General features: G+C 65.4%; 19 protein-coding genes and 1 tRNA gene. 3 read left to right on the top strand and 17 right to left on the bottom strand.

Annotated elements, in window-relative coordinates:
* Positions 1–6: 6 nt before the first annotated feature.
* The 17 genes from C1926_RS02395 to C1926_RS02315 form a co-directional block, all read right to left on the bottom strand.
* Positions 7–1,515, bottom strand: coding sequence for an NADH-quinone oxidoreductase subunit M (locus tag C1926_RS02395; RefSeq protein WP_079222603.1), 1,509 nt, complete (start codon positions 1,513–1,515; stop codon positions 7–9).
* Positions 1,516–1,538: 23 nt separating this feature from the next.
* Positions 1,539–3,710: an NADH-quinone oxidoreductase subunit L gene (gene nuoL, locus C1926_RS02390; RefSeq protein ID WP_108758141.1), complete on the bottom strand. Its 2,172-nt coding sequence runs from the start codon at positions 3,708–3,710 to the stop codon at positions 1,539–1,541.
* A 7-nt stretch (positions 3,711–3,717) separates the two neighbouring features.
* Entirely contained in the window at positions 3,718–4,023 is a 306-nt protein-coding gene (gene nuoK, locus C1926_RS02385; RefSeq protein ID WP_053519917.1) for an NADH-quinone oxidoreductase subunit NuoK, read from the bottom strand.
* Positions 4,020–4,679 (bottom strand): NADH-quinone oxidoreductase subunit J, encoded by a 660-nt coding sequence (locus tag C1926_RS02380; protein WP_079222605.1) that lies wholly within the window; start codon positions 4,677–4,679, stop codon positions 4,020–4,022. Before C1926_RS02380 ends, nuoK begins: the two co-directional genes overlap by 4 nt.
* Positions 4,680–4,688: 9 nt before the next feature.
* Entirely contained in the window at positions 4,689–5,177 is a 489-nt protein-coding gene (gene nuoI, locus C1926_RS02375) for an NADH-quinone oxidoreductase subunit NuoI (protein WP_005410456.1), read from the bottom strand.
* Between the two features lie 4 nt (positions 5,178–5,181).
* Positions 5,182–6,276, bottom strand: a complete 1,095-nt coding sequence (nuoH, locus tag C1926_RS02370; protein WP_108758140.1) for an NADH-quinone oxidoreductase subunit NuoH — start codon at positions 6,274–6,276, stop codon at positions 5,182–5,184.
* A complete protein-coding gene (gene nuoG, locus C1926_RS02365) occupies positions 6,273–8,507 on the bottom strand; it encodes an NADH-quinone oxidoreductase subunit NuoG (RefSeq protein WP_108758139.1) in 2,235 nt (744 codons plus the stop codon). Before nuoG ends, nuoH begins: the two co-directional genes overlap by 4 nt.
* Positions 8,504–9,844 carry an NADH-quinone oxidoreductase subunit NuoF gene (gene nuoF, locus C1926_RS02360; protein WP_079222608.1) on the bottom strand — a complete coding sequence of 447 codons (1,341 nt, stop codon included), beginning with the start codon at positions 9,842–9,844 and terminating at the stop codon, positions 8,504–8,506. The genes nuoG and nuoF overlap by 4 nt, the downstream gene beginning before the upstream one ends.
* Positions 9,845–9,848: 4 nt before the next feature.
* The gene (gene nuoE / locus C1926_RS02355; RefSeq protein ID WP_079222609.1) at positions 9,849–10,376 is read right to left on the bottom strand and encodes an NADH-quinone oxidoreductase subunit NuoE; all 528 of its coding nucleotides are present in this window, start codon (positions 10,374–10,376) and stop codon (positions 9,849–9,851) included.
* Positions 10,377–10,473: 97 nt separating this feature from the next.
* The gene (locus C1926_RS02350) at positions 10,474–11,781 is read right to left on the bottom strand and encodes an NADH-quinone oxidoreductase subunit D (RefSeq protein ID WP_108758138.1); all 1,308 of its coding nucleotides are present in this window, start codon (positions 11,779–11,781) and stop codon (positions 10,474–10,476) included.
* Positions 11,778–12,527, bottom strand: coding sequence for an NADH-quinone oxidoreductase subunit C (locus C1926_RS02345; RefSeq protein WP_079222611.1), 750 nt, complete (start codon positions 12,525–12,527; stop codon positions 11,778–11,780). Before C1926_RS02345 ends, C1926_RS02350 begins: the two co-directional genes overlap by 4 nt.
* A 33-nt stretch (positions 12,528–12,560) precedes the next feature.
* Complete coding sequence (locus tag C1926_RS02340) at positions 12,561–13,115, bottom strand: NADH-quinone oxidoreductase subunit B (RefSeq protein ID WP_079222612.1); 555 nt, start codon at positions 13,113–13,115, stop codon at positions 12,561–12,563.
* Positions 13,106–13,462, bottom strand: coding sequence for an NADH-quinone oxidoreductase subunit A (locus C1926_RS02335; protein WP_079222613.1), 357 nt, complete (start codon positions 13,460–13,462; stop codon positions 13,106–13,108). Before C1926_RS02335 ends, C1926_RS02340 begins: the two co-directional genes overlap by 10 nt.
* A 110-nt stretch (positions 13,463–13,572) precedes the next feature.
* Positions 13,573–13,657: transfer RNA gene (locus C1926_RS02330), tRNA-Leu, on the bottom strand.
* 51 nt (positions 13,658–13,708) lie between these two features.
* Positions 13,709–14,146: a preprotein translocase subunit SecG gene (gene secG, locus C1926_RS02325; protein ID WP_079222614.1), complete on the bottom strand. Its 438-nt coding sequence runs from the start codon at positions 14,144–14,146 to the stop codon at positions 13,709–13,711.
* Positions 14,147–14,178: 32 nt separating this feature from the next.
* Complete coding sequence (gene tpiA / locus C1926_RS02320; protein ID WP_108758137.1) at positions 14,179–14,934, bottom strand: triose-phosphate isomerase; 756 nt, start codon at positions 14,932–14,934, stop codon at positions 14,179–14,181.
* A gap of 683 nt (positions 14,935–15,617) precedes the next feature.
* The gene (locus C1926_RS02315; protein ID WP_108758136.1) at positions 15,618–16,553 is read right to left on the bottom strand and encodes a 2-oxoglutarate and iron-dependent oxygenase domain-containing protein; all 936 of its coding nucleotides are present in this window, start codon (positions 16,551–16,553) and stop codon (positions 15,618–15,620) included.
* A 195-nt stretch (positions 16,554–16,748) separates the two neighbouring features.
* Here C1926_RS02315 and C1926_RS02310 point away from each other — a divergent pair, with 195 nt between their 5' ends.
* The 3 genes from C1926_RS02310 to C1926_RS02300 are packed head-to-tail and all read left to right on the top strand — an operon-like array spanning position 16,749 to position 20,647.
* Positions 16,749–18,632: a sulfatase-like hydrolase/transferase gene (locus C1926_RS02310; RefSeq protein WP_108758135.1), complete on the top strand. Its 1,884-nt coding sequence runs from the start codon at positions 16,749–16,751 to the stop codon at positions 18,630–18,632.
* Between the two features lie 19 nt (positions 18,633–18,651).
* A complete protein-coding gene (locus C1926_RS02305) occupies positions 18,652–19,797 on the top strand; it encodes a glycosyltransferase family 4 protein (RefSeq protein ID WP_108758134.1) in 1,146 nt (381 codons plus the stop codon).
* On the top strand, positions 19,790–20,647 hold the full coding sequence (locus C1926_RS02300; protein WP_079222619.1) for a polysaccharide deacetylase family protein: 858 nt from the start codon (positions 19,790–19,792) through the stop codon (positions 20,645–20,647). Before C1926_RS02305 ends, C1926_RS02300 begins: the two co-directional genes overlap by 8 nt.
* The last annotated feature ends 62 nt before the right edge of the window (positions 20,648–20,709 follow it).

The following is a 20,709-nucleotide window of genomic DNA, read 5'->3' as shown; positions in this document are numbered from 1 at the left end:
CTGGAATTACAGCAGCTTGCTGGATGCGATCTGCATCGCCAGCTTCGCGATCGAGGGCTCCATCAGGTCGGTCAGCGGCTTGGGGTAGATGCCCAGGGCCAGCACGCCGATGGCGAACACGGTCAGCAGCGCCCATTCGCGGCCGTTGATGTCCTTCAGCTCAGCCACGTGGCTGTTGGCCACTTCACCGAAGAAGATGCGCTTGTACAGCCACAGGGTGTAGGCCGCACCGATGATCAGGGTGGTGGCGGCGCCCAGGGCGATCCACGGATTGCGCTGGAACGCAGCCAGGATGACCATGAATTCACCGGCAAAACCACTCGTGCCCGGCAGGCCGGCATTGGCCATGAAGAACAGCATGGCGAAGGTGGCGAACCACGGCATCACGTTGACCACGCCGCCGTAATCGGCGATGCGGCGGCTGTGCATGCGGTCGTACAGCACGCCGACGCAGGAGAACATCGCACCGGACACGAAGCCGTGCGAGATCATCTGCACCATGGCGCCCTGCAGGCCCAGGCGGGCGGCATCGGCGTTGCCGGCTTCACGCACCAGCCACAGGGCGATGAAGGTGCCCAGGGTGACGAAGCCCATGTGCGCGATCGACGAATAGGCGATCAGCTTCTTCATGTCGTCCTGGACCAGGGCGACCAGGCCGACGTAGATCACGGCGATCAGCGACAGGGCGATGACCAGCCAGGCCCACTCGCTCGACGCATCGGGGACGATCGGCAGGTTGAAGCGCAGGAAGCCGTAGCCACCGATCTTCAGGGCGATGGCGGCCAGGATGACCGAACCGGCGGTCGGCGCTTCCACGTGGGCGTCCGGCAGCCAGGTGTGCACCGGGAACATCGGCACCTTGACCGCGAAGGCGATCAGGAAGGCGAAGAAGATCCAGGTCTGTTCCTTGGCGCTCAACGGCAGCGCGTACAGGTCGGCCAGCTGGAAGCTGCCGCCCTTCATGTACAGGTAGATCAGCGCCACCAGCATCAGCACGGAGCCGAGGAAGGTGTACAGGAAGAACTTCATCGCGGCATAGATGCGGCGCGGGCCGCCCCAGACACCGATGATGAGGAACATCGGGATCAGCATCGCCTCGAAGAACACGTAGAACAGCATCGCGTCCGTGGCCGAGAAGATGCCGACGGTGACGCCTTCCAGGATCAGGAAGGCAGCCACGTACTGGTTGACGCGCTTGTCGATCGCGCTCCAGGCGCCCAGCAGGGCCAGCACGCCGACCAGGGTGGTCAGCAGGATCAGCGCGATGGCGATGCCATCCACGCCCAGGTTGTAGCCGATCTTGTACGCCGGGATCCACGCATGGGTCTCGACGAACTGCATGCCATCGGCAGCCGGGTTGTAGCCGCTGAGCAGCGAGAGACTCGCAACGAAGGTCAGCAGCGCCACGCCGATCGACGCCCAGCGGGCGGTCTGCGCATCACGGATCGCAAGGATCAGGGCACCGCCGAGGATCGGCAGCCAGATGAGGACACTGAGTAGGGGCCAGTTCGACACGTCTTCTTATTCCGTACAGGTCATCAACGCAGGTAATGCATCAGCACGCCCAGGAGGGCAATCAGGCCGATGATCATCGCGAAGGCGTAGTGATAGAGGAAACCGGATTGGGTACGACGCAGCACGCCGGCTGCGACGTCCACAACACGTGCCGAGAGATTGACCACGCCATCGACGATGTTGCTGTCGATCCAGCGTGCGACCTTGCCGAGCTTGACGCTGCCACCGGCGAAGCCATCGATCCACAGCTTGTCGAAGCCGTACTTGTTTTCCAGCACCGAGACCAGCGGAGCGAAGGTCCTGCGGGCCTTGCCCGACAGGTCCGGCTTCCACAGGTAGAACAGCGCGGCCAGCAGGAAGCCTGCCAGGGTCAGCCAGAACGGCGGCAGCATCATGCCGTGCAGCGCGAACGCCACCGGACCATGGAACTCCTCGCCGAGGAAGCCGACGGTGTTCTTGGCCGGATCGTAGAAATCGACGATGCCGGTGAAGAACGTGGTCGCCTGGCCCTTGATCGCCTCGTGGGCGTGGTGGCCAGCCCAGTCGGTGCCGTGCAGCATCGGGCCGATGCTGAAGAAACCGATGGCGATCGAGGGGATGGCCAGCAGGATCAGCGGCAGGGTCACCACCCACGGGGTTTCGTGCGGCTCATGCGGACCGTGGCCATGGCCGTGGTCGTCATGGGCATCGCCGTGGTGCGCGTCGGCATGATGGGCATCGGCGGCATGATGGTCGTCATGGCCGTGGTCATCATGGTGCGCATCGCGGAAGCGTTCCGGACCATGGAAGGTCATGAACAGCAGGCGGAAGCTGTAGAAGCTGGTCACCAGCACGCCACCCAGCACTGCCCAGTAGCCATAGGTGGCCACCCAGCTGTTCTGGATATGGGCGTGGATCTCGGCCGCCTCGATGATGGTGTCCTTCGAGTAGAAGCCGGAGAAGAACGGCGTACCGACCAGGGCCAGCGTACCGATCCACATGGTGATGAAGGTGATCGGCATGTACTTGCGCAGGCCGCCCATCTTGCGCATGTCCTGCTCGTGGTGCATCGCGATGATGACCGAGCCGGCACCCAGGAACAGCAGCGCCTTGAAGAAGGCGTGGGTCATCAGGTGGAACACGGCGGCCGAGTAGGCCGACACGCCCAGTGCAACCGTCATGTAGCCCAGCTGCGACAGGGTCGAGTACGCGACCACGCGCTTGATGTCGTTCTGCACGATGCCGATCAGGCCGGTGAAGAACGCGGTGGTGGCACCGATGAAGAGGATGAAGTTCAACGCGGTCTGCGACAGCTCGAACAGCGGCGACATGCGGGTGACCATGAAGATACCGGCGGTCACCATGGTCGCGGCGTGGATCAGTGCCGAGATCGGGGTCGGGCCTTCCATCGAGTCCGGCAGCCACACGTGCAGCGGGACCTGGGCCGACTTGCCCATGGCGCCGATGAACAGGCAGATGCAGATGACCGTGGCGATCGACCAGACGACCGGCTCGCTCAGCAGCTGCATGCCCAGCACGGTGCCGTCCCAGACCTGCATCTGCGCCTGCGGGCTGGACAGCACGCTGGCCTGCGAGAACACCTGCGAGTAATCCAGGGTGCCGAACACCCACAGCACGCCGGCGATGCCCAGCAGGAAGCCGAAGTCACCGACGCGGTTGACCAGGAACGCCTTCATGTTGGCGAAGATCGCGGTCGGGCGCTTGAACCAGAAGCCGATCAGCAGGTACGACACCAGGCCCACCGCTTCCCAGCCGAAGAACAGCTGCAGGAAGTTGTTGCTCATCACCAGGGTGAGCATCGAGAAGGTGAACAGCGAGATGTAGCTGAAGAAGCGCTGGTAGCCCGGGTCTTCTTCCATGTAGCCGATGGTGTAGATGTGGACCAGCAGCGACACGAACGTCACCACCACCATCATCATCGCGGTCAGCTTGTCGACCATGAAGCCGACATGGGCCGAGTACTGGCCCACTTCGAAGAAGGTGTACAGGTTCTGGTTGAACGGCTGCGCACCGCCCCAGACCAGCTGGTACAGCGTGTACATCGACAGGGCGCAGCTGATGGCCACGCCGAGGATGGTGACGGTCTGTGCGCCGAAGCGCTTGACCTGGCGACCGAACAGGCCGGCGATGATGCTGCCGAACAGCGGTGCAAGCACCACTGCGATCAACAGACTCTTGGAGAGAGTGATTTCCATCTGTGGATCAGCCCTTCAGCGAATCGACTTCGCCGACATTGATTGTGCGGCGTGTACGGAACAGGGTCACCAGGATCGCCAGGCCGATGGCGGCCTCGGCAGCGGCAACGGTCAGGATGAAGAACACGAACAGCTGGCCGGACGGATCGCCCAGCTGGCGCGAGAACCCGACGAAGTTGATGTTCACCGACAGCAGCATCAACTCGATGGACATCAGCAGGACGATGATGTTCTTGCGGTTGAGGAAGATGCCGGCAAGGCTGATGCAGAAGAGCACCGCGCCCAGCGCCAGGATGTGGCCGAGAGTGATCATGCCTGGGTCTCCTCGTCGCCCGCGACCGGCTTGGTGTTGCTGTGGACCAGCGGCTTTTCAGCGTCCATCTTGACCACGCGCAGACGCTGCGAGGCCTTGACCATGGTCTGGTCGCCCGGGTTCTGGACCTTGACACCGGTGCGGCGACGCAGGGTCAGCATGACGGCGGCAACCACGGCCACGGTCAGGATGACGGCGGCGAACTCGAACGGCAGCAGGTACTCGGTGAACAGGCTGCGGGCCAGCCAGGTGATGTTGGACGTGTCCGCGGCCAGGGCCGCAGCGTTGTCCGCCGGGAAGGCGTTGACCGCCCTGCCCTTCACCCCGATCAGGATCAGCATCTGCACCAGCATGGCGACGGCAACGATCAGGCCGACCGGCAGGTAGCGCACCCAGCCCTCACGCAGGTTCGTGGGATCGATGTCGAGCATCATCACCACGAACAGGAACAGCACCATCACCGCGCCGACGTAGACCAGCACCAGCGCGACACCGAGGAACTCGGCGCCCACCAGCAGCCACACGCAGGCAATGGAGAAGAAGGTCAGCACCAGGCAGAGCACGGCGTGAACCGGGTTGCGCACGCTGATCACCGCACCGGCCGAAACCGTTGCCGCGATGGCGAACACCCAGAAAGCGATATTTACCCAATCCATCTCTCGACCTCAGCGGTAAGCGGCATCGGCGGCACGACGCTCGGCGATCTCGTTTTCGAGACGATCGCCAAGGGCCAGCAGCTGCGGCTTGGTAACGATGTTTTCGCCACGGTTCTCGAAGTGGTACTCGAGGATGTGGGTTTCGACGATCGAGTCCACCGGGCAGCTTTCTTCACAGAAGCCGCAGAAGATGCACTTGAACAGATCGATGTCGTAGCGGGTGGTACGGCGGGTGCCGTCCTCGCGCTTGGCCGAGTCGATGGTGATGGCCAGTGCCGGGCACACCGCTTCGCACAGCTTGCAGGCGATGCAGCGCTCTTCACCGTTGGGGTAACGGCGCAGGGCGTGCAGGCCACGGAAGCGCGGCGACTGCGGGAACTTCTCCATCGGGTACATCATCGTGTACTTCGGCTTGAAGCTGTACTTCAGCGTCAGCCAGAGACCGGCCAGCAGTTCGAGCAGCAGCAGGCTCTTGAAGTAATGGGTAATCCTGTTCATCACTTTAGACGCCCTTTTGAATCACGCCGAAGAACACCATGACGGCGGTAACCGCGATCCACAGAATGGCCAGCGGGATGAAGACCTTCCAGCCCAGGCGCATGATCTGGTCGTAGCGGAAGCGCGGGAAGCTGGCACGGAACCAGATGTAGGCACTGGCGAAGAAGAACACCTTGACGAACAGCCACGGTGCGCCGCCCTTCCAGATCCAGTCGACCAGCGGCGAGACATCACCGAAGTTGACCCAACCCTGGATCGGGCTCAGCCAGCCGCCGAGGAAGAAGATCGAGATCAGGAAGCTGATCAGGATCATGTTCGCGTATTCGGCCAGGAAGAACAGGGCGAAGGCACCGCCGGAGTATTCGACCATGTGGCCGGCGACGATTTCCGATTCGCCTTCCACCACGTCGAACGGCGCGCGGTTGGTTTCAGCCACGCCCGACACCCAGTAGATGACGAACAGCGGGAACAGCGGGATCAGGAACCAGTCGAAGAAGCCGGAGCTGCCGGCCTGGGCCATCACGATGCTGCTCAGGTTCAGGCTGCCCGAAGCGATCATCACGCCTACCAGGGCGAAGCCCATGGCGATTTCGTAGCTGATCATCTGCGCCGAGGCGCGCATGGCACCCAGGAACGCGTACTTCGAGTTGGACGCCCAACCGGCCAGGATGATGCCGTAGATGCCCAGCGATGTCATCGCCAGCAGGTACAGCAGGCCGGCGTTGGCGTTGGACAGCACGATCTGCGAGTCGAAGGGCACCACCGACCAGGCCGCGAAGGCCGGGGCCAGGGTGATCAGCGGCGCGAGCAGGAAGATCGCCTTGTTGGCGCTGCTCGGCTGCAGGACTTCCTTGAACAGCAGCTTGAAGACGTCGGCGAAGGCCTGGAAGATGCCCATGCCCACGTACATCGGGCCGTGGCGGACGTGCATCCAGCCGATCAGCTTGCGTTCCCAGACCACGTAGAAGGCCACCGAGACGATCACCGGAACGGTGATCACCAGGATCTTCAGGATGATCCAGATCAGCGCGCCGATATCACCGAGGCCAAGCAGCCACTGGTGCAGCGGGTCGACCGCGTTCAACAGCAATTCGTTCATGCAGCCACCACCGATACGCGAGCGGCACCCAGCGGCGCGGTCGCGCCGTGGCCCGATTCAATCCAGACCGAACCCGCAGCGACGCGGGCGTCGACCACCACCGGCAGGGTGGCCTTGCCGGCATCGGTGCCGACCTTGGCCATCTGCCCTTCCTGCAGCTGCAGGCGCGCGGCATCGTCAGCGTTCAGCACGATGCGCGGGGCGTTGTTCAGCGGATGCGACTGCAGCGCCGGGGCGCGGCGGACCACCGCATCGGTGCGGTAGATCGCAGCGGTCGAAGCCACTTCCAGGCCTTCGCCGGCAGCGGCCGGCTGGGCCGAGGCAGCCACGGCGACCGACACCGGCGCCAGGCTGGCACGCAGGCCGGCCAGGTCGGTGAAGTCGAAACCGGCCAGTGCCATCTCGCCGCCCAGTGCGCGCAGCACGCGCCAGCCTTCACGGGCCTCGCCCGGCAGCTTGCCGCCGGCGCGGGCCGACTGCTCGCGACCATCGAGGTTGGTCAGGGTGGCGTCGATTTCCGGCAGTGCACCGATCGGCAGGATGACGTCGGCAACGTCGCGGGTGGAGACACAGGCGAACTGGCTGAAGGCCACCACCTTGGCACCGACCAGCGCCTTGCGCGCGGCCGGGGCATCGGCGAAGTCCAGGCCCGGCTCCAGGCCGTACACCACGTAGGCCTGGCGCGGCTGCGCCAGCATGGTGGCCACGTCCTTGCCGGCCGGCAGCACGCCGGCGCGGGCCAGGCCCACGGCATTGGCGCCCTGCGGGATGCGGCACAGCCTGGCACCGGTAGCGGCAGCGAAATCACGCGCAGCGGCGCGGATCGCGGCGGCCTGCGGGTGGTTCTCGGCGATGCCACCGACGATCAGCACGGTGTTGGTACCGCCCTGCACTGCCGAACGCAGTTCTTCGTTGGCCAGCGCGTCGACGAACTTCGACGGGGCGACGATCTGCTTGCCGGCAACGCTGAAGGCGAAGTCGAAGTCCACCGGGTTGACGACGTGGATCTTCGCGCCCTTGGTGGTCTGCGCCTTGCGCAGGCGGGCGTGCAGCAGCGGCAGTTCGTGGCGGATGTTGCTGCCCAGAATGACGATGCGGTCGGCGCCTTCGATCTCGGCCAGCGGCAGGCCGAACACTTCGGCGGTTGCGGCGTCGGAGAAATCGCGGTTGTTGATGCGATGGTCGATGTTGTTCGAGCCCAGGCCCTTGGCCAGGCGGGCCAGCAGCGCGCCTTCCTCGTTGGAGGTCGACGGGTGCACCAGCACACCCAGGTGGTCACCCTGGTGGGCCTTGAGGATCTCGGCGGCCGCGGCCAGGCCTTCGGCCCAGCTCACTTCCTTCCACTCGCCATTGACCTTGCGCAGCGGCTTGACCGCACGGTCTTCGCTGTACAGGCCCTGGTGCGAGTAGCGGTCGCGGTCGGACAGCCAGCACTCGTTCACGGCTTCGTTGTCGCGCGGCACGGTGCGCAGCACTTCGCCGCGACGCACGTGCAGGAACAGGTTCGAACCCATGGCGTCGTGGTAGCCCAGCGATTCGCGCGCGGTCAGTTCCCACGGGCGGGCGCGGAACTGGAACACCTTGTTGGTCAGCGCGCCGACCGGGCAGACGTCGACGACGTTGCCGGACAGCTCGGTGGTCAGCGGCTTGCCGTCGTAAGTACCGATCTGCAGGTTCTCGCCGCGGTACATGCCACCCAGTTCATAGGTGCCAGCCACGTCGGCGGTGAAGCGCACGCAGCGGGTGCACTGGATGCAGCGGGTCATCTCGGTGGCGACCAGCGGCCCCATGTCCTCGTCCGGCACCACGCGCTTGCGCTCGTTGAAGCGGCTGACCGAACGGCCATAGCCCAGCGAGACGTCCTGCAGTTCGCACTCGCCGCCCTGGTCGCAGATCGGGCAGTCCAGCGGGTGGTTGATGAGCAGGAACTCCATCACCGAACGCTGGAACTTGAGCGCCTTCTCACTGCGGGTGGCGACCTTCATGCCGTCCATCACCGGGGTGGCGCAGGCCGGCGCCGGCTTCGGCGACTTCTCCACGTCCACCAGGCACATGCGGCAGTTGGCGGCGATCGGCAGCTTCTCGTGGTAGCAGAAGCGCGGAATGGAGATGCCAGCCTTGTCGGCGGCCTGGATGATCATCGAGCCCTTGGGCACGACCAGCGACTTGCCATCGATCTCGATGGTGACGTGATCGGGTGGGACGCTCGGATTTACGGGTTGCGCGCTCATGCAGCGGCTGCCTCCACCTTCTTGCCGTCAACCATCGAATGACCGTTGACGATGTAATACTCGAACTCGTCCCAGAACTGGCGCAGGAAGCCCTGGATGGGCCATGCAGCCGCTTCGCCGAACGCACAGATGGTGTGGCCTTCGATCTGGCCGGCCACCGCCTTCAGCTGGTGCAGGTCTTCCATCGTGGCCTTGCCGGCGACGATGCGCTCCAGCACGCGGTGCATCCAGCCGGTACCTTCACGGCACGGGGTGCACTGGCCGCAGGATTCCTTGTGGAAGAACTGGCTGATGCGGCAGGCGAACTTGACGCAGCAGACGCTGTCATCCAGCACCACGACGGCGCCCGAACCCAGGCCGGAGCCCAGTGCGCGGATGGTGTCGTAGTCCATCGGCAGGCCCTTAAGCTCTGCCGCGGTCAGCACCGGCATCGACACGCCGCCCGGGATCGCGCCCTTCAGGGTGCGGCCCGGACGCAGGCCACCGGCCATCGCCAGCAGGTCGTCGAAGGTGGTGCCCAGCGGCACTTCGAAGTTGCCGCCGTTCTGCACGCAGCCGGAGACCGAGAAGCACTTCGGGCCACCGTTGGCAGTCAGGCTGAGACCCTTGAACCACTCCGGACCGTTGCGGATGATCGCCGGCACCGAACCGTAGGTTTCGGTGTTGTTGATCGTCGACGGCTTGCCGTACAGGCCGAAGTTCGCCGGGAACGGCGGCTTGTAGCGCGGCTGGCCCTTCTTGCCTTCCAGCGATTCCATCAGTGCGGTTTCTTCGCCGCAGATGTAGGCGCCGGCGCCCAGGGCACCGTAGATGTCGATGTCCACGCCCGAGCCCATCACGTTCTTGCCCAGCCAGCCATTTGCATAGGCATCGGCCAGGGCCTGTTCGAAGTTCTCGAACGGCTCGTGGTGGAACTCACCGCGCAGGTAGTTGTAGCCCACGGTCGAGCCGGTGGCGTAGCAGGCGATCGCCATGCCTTCCACGACCGAATGCGGGTTGTAGCGCAGGATGTCGCGGTCCTTGCAGGTGCCCGGCTCGGATTCATCCGAGTTGCAGAGGATGTACTTCTGCATGTTGCCCTTGGGCATGAAGGACCACTTCAGGCCGGTCGGGAAGCCCGCGCCACCGCGACCGCGCAGGCCCGAGGCCTTGACCATCTCGATGACCTGCTCCGGCGGGATCTTCTCTTCGAGGATCTTGCGCAGGGCGGCATAGCCACCGGTCTTCAGGTAGCTTTCGTACGACCACGGGGTGTCGTAATGCAGGGTGGTGTAGACCACCTGGTGCGGCAGCGGCGCGGGGCCGACCGGACCCTTGGATTCGTGGTGATGTGCCATGCCCTTACTCCAGCCCGTCCAGCAGCTCGTCGACCTTTTCCAGGGTCAGACGCTCATGGTAATGACCGTTGATGACCATCATCGGTGCACCACCGCAGCCTGCCAGGCACTCTTCCTCGCGCTTGAGGTAGACGCGGCCGTCCGGGGTGGACTGGCCGTGCTTGATGCCCAGCTTCTTCTCGCAATGGCGCACGATGTCCTCGGCGCCATTGAGCCAGCAGCTGATGTTGGTGCAGATGGCCACGTTGTTGCGGCCCACCTTCTCGGTCTCGAACATCGAGTAGAAGCTGGCGACCTCGTAGGCCCACACCGGCGGCAGGTCGAGGTACTTGGCCACGCCGGCGATCAGCTCGTCGGTCAGCCAGCCCTCGTTCTGCTCCTGGGCCGCGTGCAGGCCCTGCAGCACGGCAGAGCGCTTGCGGTCCGGCGGGAACTTGGACAGCCAGTGATCGATGTGAGCGCGCGTCTTGTCGCTCAACACCACCATCGGGTCGACGTCGCGCGCCGTCTCGAAATTACCTGTCGCCTTCATCGGCCGACCTCAGCGAAATGCATAACGTGAAATTGCAGAAACTGCGGCGCCGGCTTGCGCCGGCTGCCTGCAGCAGGCGTTGGCTTGGCAGACGTCATTACCGGTCAACCTCGCCGAACACCAGATCGTAGGTGCCGATCATTGCCACCACGTCAGCCAGCATGTGGCCGCGCACGATCGAATCGATCGAGGACAGGTGGGCGAAGCCCGGCGCGCGCAGGTGCACGCGGAAAGGCTTGTTGGCGCCATCGGAGACCAGGTAGCAGCCGAACTCGCCCTTCGGAGCTTCCACCGCCGAATAGGTTTCGCCGGCCGGGACGCAATAGCCTTCGCTGAACAGCTTGAAGTGGTGGATCAGCGCTTCCATGTCGTCCTTCATGTCCTCGCGCTTGGGCGGAGCGACCTTGAAGTTCTTCACCATCACCGGGCCCGGGTTGGCCTTCAGCCACGCCACGCACTGCTTGATGATGCGGTTGGATTCGCGCATTTCGGCCACGCGGCACAGGTAGCGGTCGTAGCAGTCGCCTTCCTTGCCCAGCGGGATGTCGAAATCGACGGCATCGTACTTGGCGTACGGACGCTTCTTGCGCAGGTCCCAGGCAATGCCCGAACCGCGCAGCATCACGCCGGTCATGCCCCACTGGTGGGCCAGTTCCGGGCTGACCACGCCGATGCCGACCGTACGCTGCTTCCAGATACGGTTGTCGGTCAGCAGGGTCTCGTACTCGTCGACACGACCCGGGAATTCATTGGTGAAGTTTTCCAGGAAGTCGAGCAGCGAACCTTCGCGCGAGGCGTTGAGGTTCTTCAGGGCCTTGCCCTTGTGCCAGCGCGATTCCTTGTACTTCGGCATGTGGTCCGGCAGGTCGCGGTAGACGCCGCCCGGACGGTAGTACGCCGCGTGCATGCGCGCGCCGGAGACCGCTTCGTAGCAGTCCATCAGCTCTTCGCGTTCGCGGAAGGCGTACAGCATGACCGCCATCGCACCCAGGTCGAGCGCGTTGGAGCCCAGCCACATCAGGTGGTTCAGGATGCGGGTGATTTCGTCGAACATGGTGCGGATGTACTGCGCACGCTCCGGCGCCTCGATCCCCATCAGGGTCTCGATCGAGCGCACGTAGGCGTGCTCGTTGCACATCATCGACACGTAATCCAGGCGATCCATGTAACCGATCGACTGGTTGAACGGCTTGGATTCGGCCAGCTTTTCGGTACCACGATGCAGCAGGCCGACGTGCGGGTCGGCGCGCATGATGGTTTCGCCATCCATTTCCAGGATCAGGCGCAGCACACCATGGGCGGCCGGATGCTGCGGGCCGAAGTTCATGGTGTAGTTGCGGATTTCCTGCCGGCTTTCGGCGGGGTTGCTGGCGAAAGCTTCGCCGGCCTGGTGTACGTGGCTCACTTCACTGCCTCCTGCGCGCGCTCACCTTCTGCGGTCTGCAGACGGGCGTCGTCACGGATCACGCGCGGCACGCCGACACGCGGCTCCACCGAGGTGACCGGTTCGTAGATCACGCGCTTCTTTTCTTCGTCGTAGCGGACTTCGACGTTGCCGATGAGCGGGAAGTCCTTGCGGAACGGATGGCCGACGAAACCGTAGTCGGTCAGGATCCGGCGCAGGTCCGGGTGACCTTCGAAGATCACGCCGTACAGGTCGAACGCTTCACGCTCGAACCAGTTCAGGCCCGGCCAGATGCCGGTCAGCGAGGACACCACCGGCAGTGCTTCGTCAGGGGCGAAGCAGCGCAGGTGCAACATCAGGTTGTGCTGGTAGGAGCGCAGCTGGGCGACCACGGCGAAACGCTGGGTCGGCATGTGCTGCGGGCTCGCGCCATCGGCACCGTTTTCCTCGGTGGGGAACTCGCCCCACGCGAAACGGCCCTGGGCCTTGCCTTCGACGCCGCGGCTGAAGCCCTGCGAGGACACGTCAGCGGTGTCCCATTCGTCGGAGCCATAACCGAGGTAATCGACGCCGCAGAGATCCACGGCCTGCTCGAAACCAAACTCGTCACGCAGCGCCAGCGCGGTGGCATGCCACTCGGCGGCAGGCACCTCCAGCGTCACTTCGCCGCGGGGTTCGACCACGATGACCTTCGCACCAGCGAAACGTGCGGAGAGTCGGTCGATGAAGGATGCTTGCTCTGCCATGGGGGCTTGGCGCGCTCTTGTAGTGTGGAAGGGTCAGCGGGCGATGGTCTGTGTACGCCAGATCTTCTTCTGCAGCTGCAGGATCCCGTACACCAGCGCCTCGGCGGTCGGCGGGCAGCCCGGGACGTAGACGTCCACCGGCACCACGCGATCACAGCCGCGCACGACAGAATAGGAGTAATGGTAGTAGCCGCCGCCGTTGGCGCAGCTGCCCATCGAGATGACCCACTTCGGGTCCGGCATCTGGTCGTAGACCTTGCGCAGCGCCGGGGCCATCTTGTTGACCAGGGTACCGGCCACGATCATCACGTCGGACTGACGCGGCGACGGGCGGAACACCACGCCGTAGCGGTCAAGATCCAGGCGCGCGGCGCCGGCGTGCATCATCTCGACCGCGCAGCAGGCCAGGCCGAAGGTCATCGGCCACATCGAGCCGGTGCGCGCCCAGTTCAGCAGTGCGTCGACGCTGGTGGTGACGAAGCCCTTTTCCAGCAGCGGGTTGTCGCCCTCCGGCCGCAGGATGTCATCAACCCGCCCTTCCGGGACCGGGTTGTTCATGAGGCCATCGAGAGTCTGAATCACTCCCATTCCAGCGCTCCCTTCTTCCAGACGTAAATGAAACCGAGGAACAGCATGCCGACGAACAGGCCCATGGTGACGAGCGAACGGGCGCCCAGCTCCATGAAGACCTGGGTCCACGGCACGATGAAGATGATTTCCAGGTCGAAGACGATGAACTGGATCGCGATCAGGTAGTAGCGCACGTCGAACTTCATGCGCGCGTCTTCGAAGGCCTCGAAGCCGCACTCGTACGGCGAGAGCTTTTCCAGATCGGGGCGGCGGGGACCGAGGAATCGACCGATCAGCATCAGCGTGATGCCGATACCGGTCGCGACGATCAGAAACAGCAGAGACGGCAAATATTCGGCCAGCACAGCGATTCTCTCTTGCCTCTGCCGCCGCGCCTGCAGGCGCTTTGGCATGGGGGAGTGGACGGGAAACGGCTGGCGCATTGCGCGCCAGGAGAACCCGCTTTACTTACAAATGGTGCCCAAGAGGGGACTCGAACCCCTACGACCTAAGTCGCTACCACCTCAAGGTAGTGCGTCTACCAATTCCGCCACCTGGGCAAACGATCACATCAGTCAGATAACCCGATGCGCCGCATATTGTAACCGTCTTCAGTCTTTCTGGGAGCCTTCCGAAGGCTTTTCTTCACCAGAAACCGAAGATTCCGCCTGAGCCGGCACAGTCGCGGCCGGAACCGGGGCGGCCGGGACCGCATCGGCCTTCGGAACGGCCGGAAGTTCACCTGCCGGAGCGGCCGGAGCGCTGGCCGCCGGGGCGGACATCAGGCCCAGGTCCTGCTCGGCCGCCGGACGGCTGCCGTGACCGGCATACCAGGCCATGAAGAGGCTGATGCCGAAGAACACCACGGCCAGCCACTTGGTCGACTTGGACAGGAAGTTGGACGCGCCACGCGCACCAAACACAGTGCCCGAGGCGCCAGCGCCGAAGCCCGAACCAGCCGCCGCACCCGAACCACGCTGCATCAGGATGAGCGCGATCATGGCCACGGCCACGAGCACGTAGACGACATTGAGGATCAACATCAGCATTGGGAATCCGCCCTCGGACAATACTTGTAGAGTTAGTTCGCAGCCGCCGCCTGCGCGATGGCCAGGAAGTCCGCGGCCACCAGGGAGGCGCCGCCGACCAGCCCACCATCGACATCCGGCTGCGCGAACAGTTCCCCGGCATTGTCGGGCTTCACGCTGCCGCCGTAAAGAATGGGCAGTGAATCAGCGATTCTAGCATCGATGCGCGCCACTTCGCCACGGATGAACGCGTGGACCTGCTGCGCCTGCTCCTTGCTGGCGGTCTTGCCGGTGCCGATGGCCCAGACCGGCTCGTAGGCGACCACGGCGGTGGCGAAACCCTCGCCCCCGACCAGGGCCAGCACCGGGGCCAGCTGGGCGGCGATGACCGCCTCGGTCTGCCCGGCCTCGCGCTGTTCCAGGGTTTCCCCCACGCACAGCACCGGTACCAGGCCGGCATGCAGGGCGGCGGCGAACTTGCGCGCGACCAGCTCGCTGCTTTCATTATGGTACTGGCGGCGCTCGGAGTGGCCGACCAGGCCGTAGCGGGCACCGACCTCATGCAGCATGGCGGCGCAGACCTCCCCGGTATAGGCGCCCTTCTCATTGCTGCTGACGTCCTGGGCACCGAACACCAGGCCGGTCTCGCCGAAGTCCTCGACCAGCTCGCCCAGGTAGGGCAGCGGCGGCAGGATGACGACCTCCACCCCGGCCTTGGGCAGCCCCGCAGCCACCTGGCCCAGCAGGTCAGTGGCGAATTGACGGCTGCCGTGCAGCTTCCAGTTTCCGGCGACGATCTTGCGGCGCATGAGCGGGTGGCTCCTGTATGAAGTCAGCCGCCCATGATACCCGTTACGGGAAAAACCCGTTTGCTTGTAAGCGGTTACATGGGTTTTCAGCGAACGGCGCAGCCCCTCGTGGCGGGTCGGTTGGGTTGGGTGGGTCGCGGAATGCCCGGTTGGTTGCGCTGGCTTGGCCGGGCGCGGCAGGGGCGCGGGACACGCCGTGAACCCATCCATGGGGCTCGTAGGCGCCATCCATGGCGCCTGCGGTCCCGCGCCCCTGCCCCGCCCGGCCTCTGACACATTCCGGCGGTTCCCCCGCCACGGAAAGAAAAAAGAAGAGCAAGGGCAAGAGCAGAAGCAGCACTCCGGCGAGCCGCCGGGGTCAGATCCCTTTTCCGCAGGAAAAGGGATCTGACCCCTACCCCACGTCGATCTGACAGATTCCATCCACGCGTGGCGTGGATCTACTGCCGTCACCGGGAAACTGTCGAAGGCGGGGAGGTGTCGGATGGCGGGGTGTCCGCGGCATGGATGCCGCGGCCAAGCCCCCAGGGATGGGTTTACGGCGTCCCCGCCATCCGACACCTCCCCGCCTCCCCACGCAGAAACCCAGAGCCGCTTCGCTTTGGCTCTGGCTCTGGCCTTGGCTTCTGCAGGTGCAGGGCGCAGCCCTGCAAAGAAAAAGCCGCCTTTCGGCGGCTTTCTCATTACTTCAGCTTGATCTCGCGCAGGCGTTCCTCGAGGAAGCCGTGGGCGGTGATCGGCTCCGGGTACCGGCTCGGGTTCTCCGGGGTGATGCACGACGGCAGCACGTCGATCAGGAAATCCGGGTTCGGGTGCAGGAAGAACGGCACCGAGTAACGCGGCTGGCGGGCCAGCTCGCCCGGGGGGTTGACCACGCGGTGGATGGTCGACGGGTACACGTGGTTGGTCAGGCGCTGCAGCATGTCGCCGATGTTGACCACGATGGTGTCCGCGTCGGACGTGAACGGCACCCACTCGCCCTCATGCGACTGCACTTCCAGGCCTGCGGCGCTGGCGCCGACCAGCAGGGTGATGAAGTTGATGTCGCCATGGGCACCGGCACGCACGTTCGGAATGTCGTCGGTGGTGATCGGCGGGTAGTGGATCGGGCGCAGGATCGAATTGCCGAAGTTGGTCTTGTCGGCGAAGAAGTCTTCCGGCAGGCCGATGTGCAGGGCCAGTGCCGACAGGACGCGCGAGCCCAGGTTGTCCAGCGCCTGGTACAGGCCGTAGCCGCGCTCACGGAAGCCTTCGACCTCGGTCGGCCACAGGTTCGGCGCCATCACGTCACGGTACTTGGAGTCGTCGGCGATCTCGCGGCCGATGTGCCAGAACTCCTTCAGGTCAAAGTGCTTGGAGCCCTTGGCGGTTTCCACGCCGAACGGGGTGTAGCCACGGGCGCCGCCGCTGCCGGCCACGTGGTACTGGCGCTTGACCTCGTCCGGCAGGGCGAAGAAGGCCTTGAAGACATCGTAGGCCGCGTCGATGTCGGCCTGCGGGATGCCGTGGTTGCGGATGCCCGCGAATCCCCATTGGCGGTAGGCCGCGCCCAGCTCGGCCACGAAGGCCTCGCGGTCGCTGTCAAAACGGGTGATGTCGAGGGTCGGGATCTGGCTCACAGCGGTTCCTGGCTTGTCGTTGGGTCAATGGGCCGGCAGCTGTCTGCCGGCCAGCCTGAACATTGTGACAGATCGGCCCAGGTACGCCACCGATACAATGAAACAAACCGATACAATGCGCCACCCGCGCGAGCAGGCAGCCCCTCCGGGCGCCCATGCAGCACGTCCCCTGCACCCCTGCCCGCTGCCTGCACCATGTCCGTCGCACTGCCCGCTGCTGCCCCTGCCCTGCTTTCCGGAAACGACCGCCGCTGGCGCCGGTTGGCGTGGTGGTCGCTGTTTGTCGCGGCCAACGCCGTGCTGGCCCTGCTGATCGCGCTGGGCAACGTGCCGCTGCGCGACAACCCCGGTGGCGGCCTCGGCCTGGCCTATCTGGCCGTCGCCCTGCCCGGCCACCTGCTGGCGCTGGGCGCGCTGGCCGGCGCGCTGCCTCTGGCGATCGGCCTGTGGCCGCGCAGTGCGCGCACGCTGACACTTTCAGCCATCGCACTGCAGGGGCTGTGGCTGTGCCTGCTGCTGGTCGACGCCAAGGTGTTCGCCCTGTACCGGTTCCATCTCAATGCGATGGTCGCCAACATGGTGTTTGGCGGCGCGCTGCAGGACCAGGTCAGCCTGTCGTGGAAGACCTGGCTGCAGGTGGCCGGCCTGGTGGCGGCCCTCTTTGCTGCCCAGGCGCTGCTGGCCTGGGCCTGCTGGAAGCTGCTCTCGCCGGCGCCGCACCGGCACCGCGTGCTGCAGGCCTGGACCGCCATTGCGCTGCTGATGGGCGGCGGCCAGGTCGCCACCGCCTACTACGATGCGCTGGGCGAGCGCGCGGTGATCAGCCAGTGGAACTACCTGCCCTGGGCGCAGCCGATCACCGCCAAGAGTTTCATGCGTCGGCTGGGCGTACACAGCCAGCAGCAGGCCGGCCTGCCCGATCCGCGCCACGCCCAGCTGCAGTATCCGCTGCAGCCGCTGCGTTGCCAGAGCCACCGCCGGCCCAACGTGCTGATGGTGGTGCTGGAATCGCTGCGGCACGACGCGCTGATCCCGCAGTACATGCCCCACACCGCGGCGCTGGCTGGCTCGGCCCGCGTCTACGACCACCACCTCAGCACCGGCAACGCGACCCGTTACGGTCTGTTCGGCCTGTTGTACGGCCTGCCGGGTGGCTACTGGCCGAGCATGCTGGACGAGCAGCGCGGCTCGCAGCTGTTCAAGGTGCTGCAGCAGCAGGGCTACGACCTGCATCTGTACGGTAGCGCGCCGCTGTACAGCCCCGAGTTCGACCGCACCGCATTTGCCGATGTGCGCGACCAGCTGCACCAGGGGCCGACGGAACTGGATCCGTCCGCGCGCGACCAGAGCATCGTCGCGTCCCTGCAGCAGGACATCACCCGCAGCCAGGCTGCGCAGCGGCCGTGGTTCGGTTTCGTCTTCCTCGATTCCACCCACGCGCCGTACCAGATGCCAGCCGGCTATCCGCCGGTGGCCACGCCGATGGCCGCCGACATCGACTTCCTCAAATTCGGCCCGGACCATGATCCGGCGCCGGAGTTGAACCGCTACCACACGGCCGTGCACTACGCCGACAGCCTGGTCGGCCAGCTGCTCGAACAGCTGCGCGCACAGGGCCTGGAGCAGGACACCATCGTGCTGGTGACCGGCGACCACGCCGAAGAATTCAACGACCTCGGCCTGAACTACTGGGGCCACAACGGCAACTTCTCCAACCACCAGGTGCAGGTGCCGTTCGTGCTGCGCTGGCCGGGCGAAGCCAGCGGTCACGACGCGCGCACCAGCTCCCACGAGGATTGGGTGCCGACGCTGATGCGGCACGCGCTGGGCTGCGAGAACGCGCTGGGTGATTTCAGTACCGGCCAGGATCTGCTGGCCGTGCCGCAGGGCCAGCGCTCGCTGGTGGTGGAGAGCTGGTCACAGCGCGCGGTACGCCACGGCGAGGTGATCTACGTGTTCGACAAGTTCGGCAACGCCACCGCACTGGACCAGGACTACCTGCCCCTACCGCAGCAGGCGCCGGACCCGGCCGCACTGCGCACCGCATGGGACGCGCTCACGCGCTTCCGCAACCGTTGAAATCCAGGACAGATTCACGATGAACCGCCCGCTGCGCATCCTCCACACCGAAGCCGCCAAGGGAATGGGTGGCCAGGAGATCTACATTCTTCGCCACATGCAGGTGATGCGTGCGCGCGGCCATGAGGTCGCGCTGCTGTGCCAGCCCGACGCGCGGCTGGGCACGCTGGCCCGCGATGATGGTTTCACCGTGCACACCCTGCGCATGGGTGGCATGGCCCGGCTGATGCGCGGCATCTGGTCGGTCTCGCGCCTGGTTCGCCGCGAGCGCTACGACGTGGTCAACACCACCAGCCGGCGCGACACGCTGATCGCCGCTGCGGGCGCACGCCTGGGCGGAACGCCGCTGGTGGTGCGCTCGCGCCACCTGATGAGCCCGGTCAACTCGCTGCTGACCTATACCGGGCTGCCGCACCGGGTCATCACCGTGAGCCGGTTCGTCAAGCAGCTGCTGGCCGAGCGTGGCATCGCTGGCGGGAGCATCGGCATCGTGCCGCCCATCGCGGTACCGCCGCGCTGGACCGACATGCGCAAGGAAGACCCATGGCAATGCCTGCAGGACGTGCGCGCCGAGGTCCGTGCCGAACTCGGCTTCAGCGACGACGACATCGTGGTCGGGTGCGTGGCCGTGCTGCGCGAGCCGAAGGGCCATGCCGACCTGCTGCGCGCGATCGCGCCGCTGTGCAAGGCCAACCCGCGACTGCACCTGGTGGTGGTGGGCAATGGCGAGGCGGTCATGCAGCGCCTGCTGGCGATGCGCGAAGAACATGGCCTGCAGCAGCAGGTACACCTGCTCGGCTACCGTGACAGCGCCTGCCGCCTGATGACCGGCTTTGACATCTTCGCCCTCGCCTCGCACAAAGAGGCCGCCGGCACGGTGTTCCTGGAGGCCGCCTACGTGGCCGTGCCGATCGTGGCCACGCGGGTGGGCGGCGTGCCTGAAATGGTGCTGGAGGGCAGCAATGCGATCCTCACCCGGCTGGGCGACAATGGCGCGCTGACCGCTGCGCTGCGCCTGCTGGTGGACGATCCGCAGCGGCGGCAGCTGATGGGCCGTGCAGGCTGGGACTGGATGCGCAGTGCGCACGATTTCAGCCCGGCCGGGCATGGCGAAACCACCGAATCCTATTACCACCAGTGGCTGAAGGAGCTGGGACATGGCTGATGCGCGAACTGTTCCGGTGCTGATGCACCACCACGTCAGCCCCTCGCCGGGGATGATCACCGTCTCGCCGGAAAACTTCGAGAGCCAGATCGCCTGGCTGGCCGACAACGGCTGGACCTCGCTGACCCTGGACCAGTACGCCGGCTTCCTGGCCGGCAAGCCGGTGCCGCGCCGGTCCATCGTCATCACCTTCGATGATGGCTACCTGGACAACTGGGTGTACGCGCACCCGATCCTGCAGAAGTACGGCATGCATGCGGTGGTGTTCGTGGTGACCGGCTGGATGGGCGAAGGCGACGTACGCCCGCATGCCGGCATCGCCGGGGCCACGCTGCCGGCGACGCCGGACCACCGTGGCTGCGAAGCGGCGATCTTCGAGGACGACCGCAGCGACACGGTGATGATGCGCTGGAGCGAAGCGCGCGCAGCCATCGAGGCCGGCACCTTCGAAGTGCACTGCCATACCCACACCCACACCCGCTGGCTGCGCCGTGATGACCTGGACCGCGCGCAGCGCCGTGCCGGCATCAGCCAGGACCTGGCGATCTCGCGGCAGGTGCTGCAGGACAAGCTGGGCGAAGTGTCCGACACCCTGTGCTGGCCCTATGGCGATTTCGACCAGGATCATGTCGAGGTGGCCCGCGAGCACGGCTTCCGTTACCTGCACACCACCCATCCGTTCGGCCGCAACGTGGTCGGCGGCGATCCGGAGCGGATCTACCGCTTCGCGATCCGCAACCGCCCGGCCAGCTGGCTGCGCAAGCGCATCGCGCAGAGCTACAACCCGCTGATCGCGCCGTTCTTCAACGGCTTCAAGGCGCGCCAGAAGAAGATGGTGCCGGGGCCCTGATCACGCGACCTTCGCTGCGGAAAACAAAAACGCCCCGGTCTCCCGGGGCGTTTTCCGTCTGG

The organism is Stenotrophomonas sp. ZAC14A_NAIMI4_1, assembly GCF_003086915.1.
Classification (GTDB): domain Bacteria; phylum Pseudomonadota; class Gammaproteobacteria; order Xanthomonadales; family Xanthomonadaceae; genus Stenotrophomonas.
The sequence above is the reverse complement of the archived record's forward strand: the minus strand, read 5'-3'. Positions and strand labels throughout refer to the sequence as shown.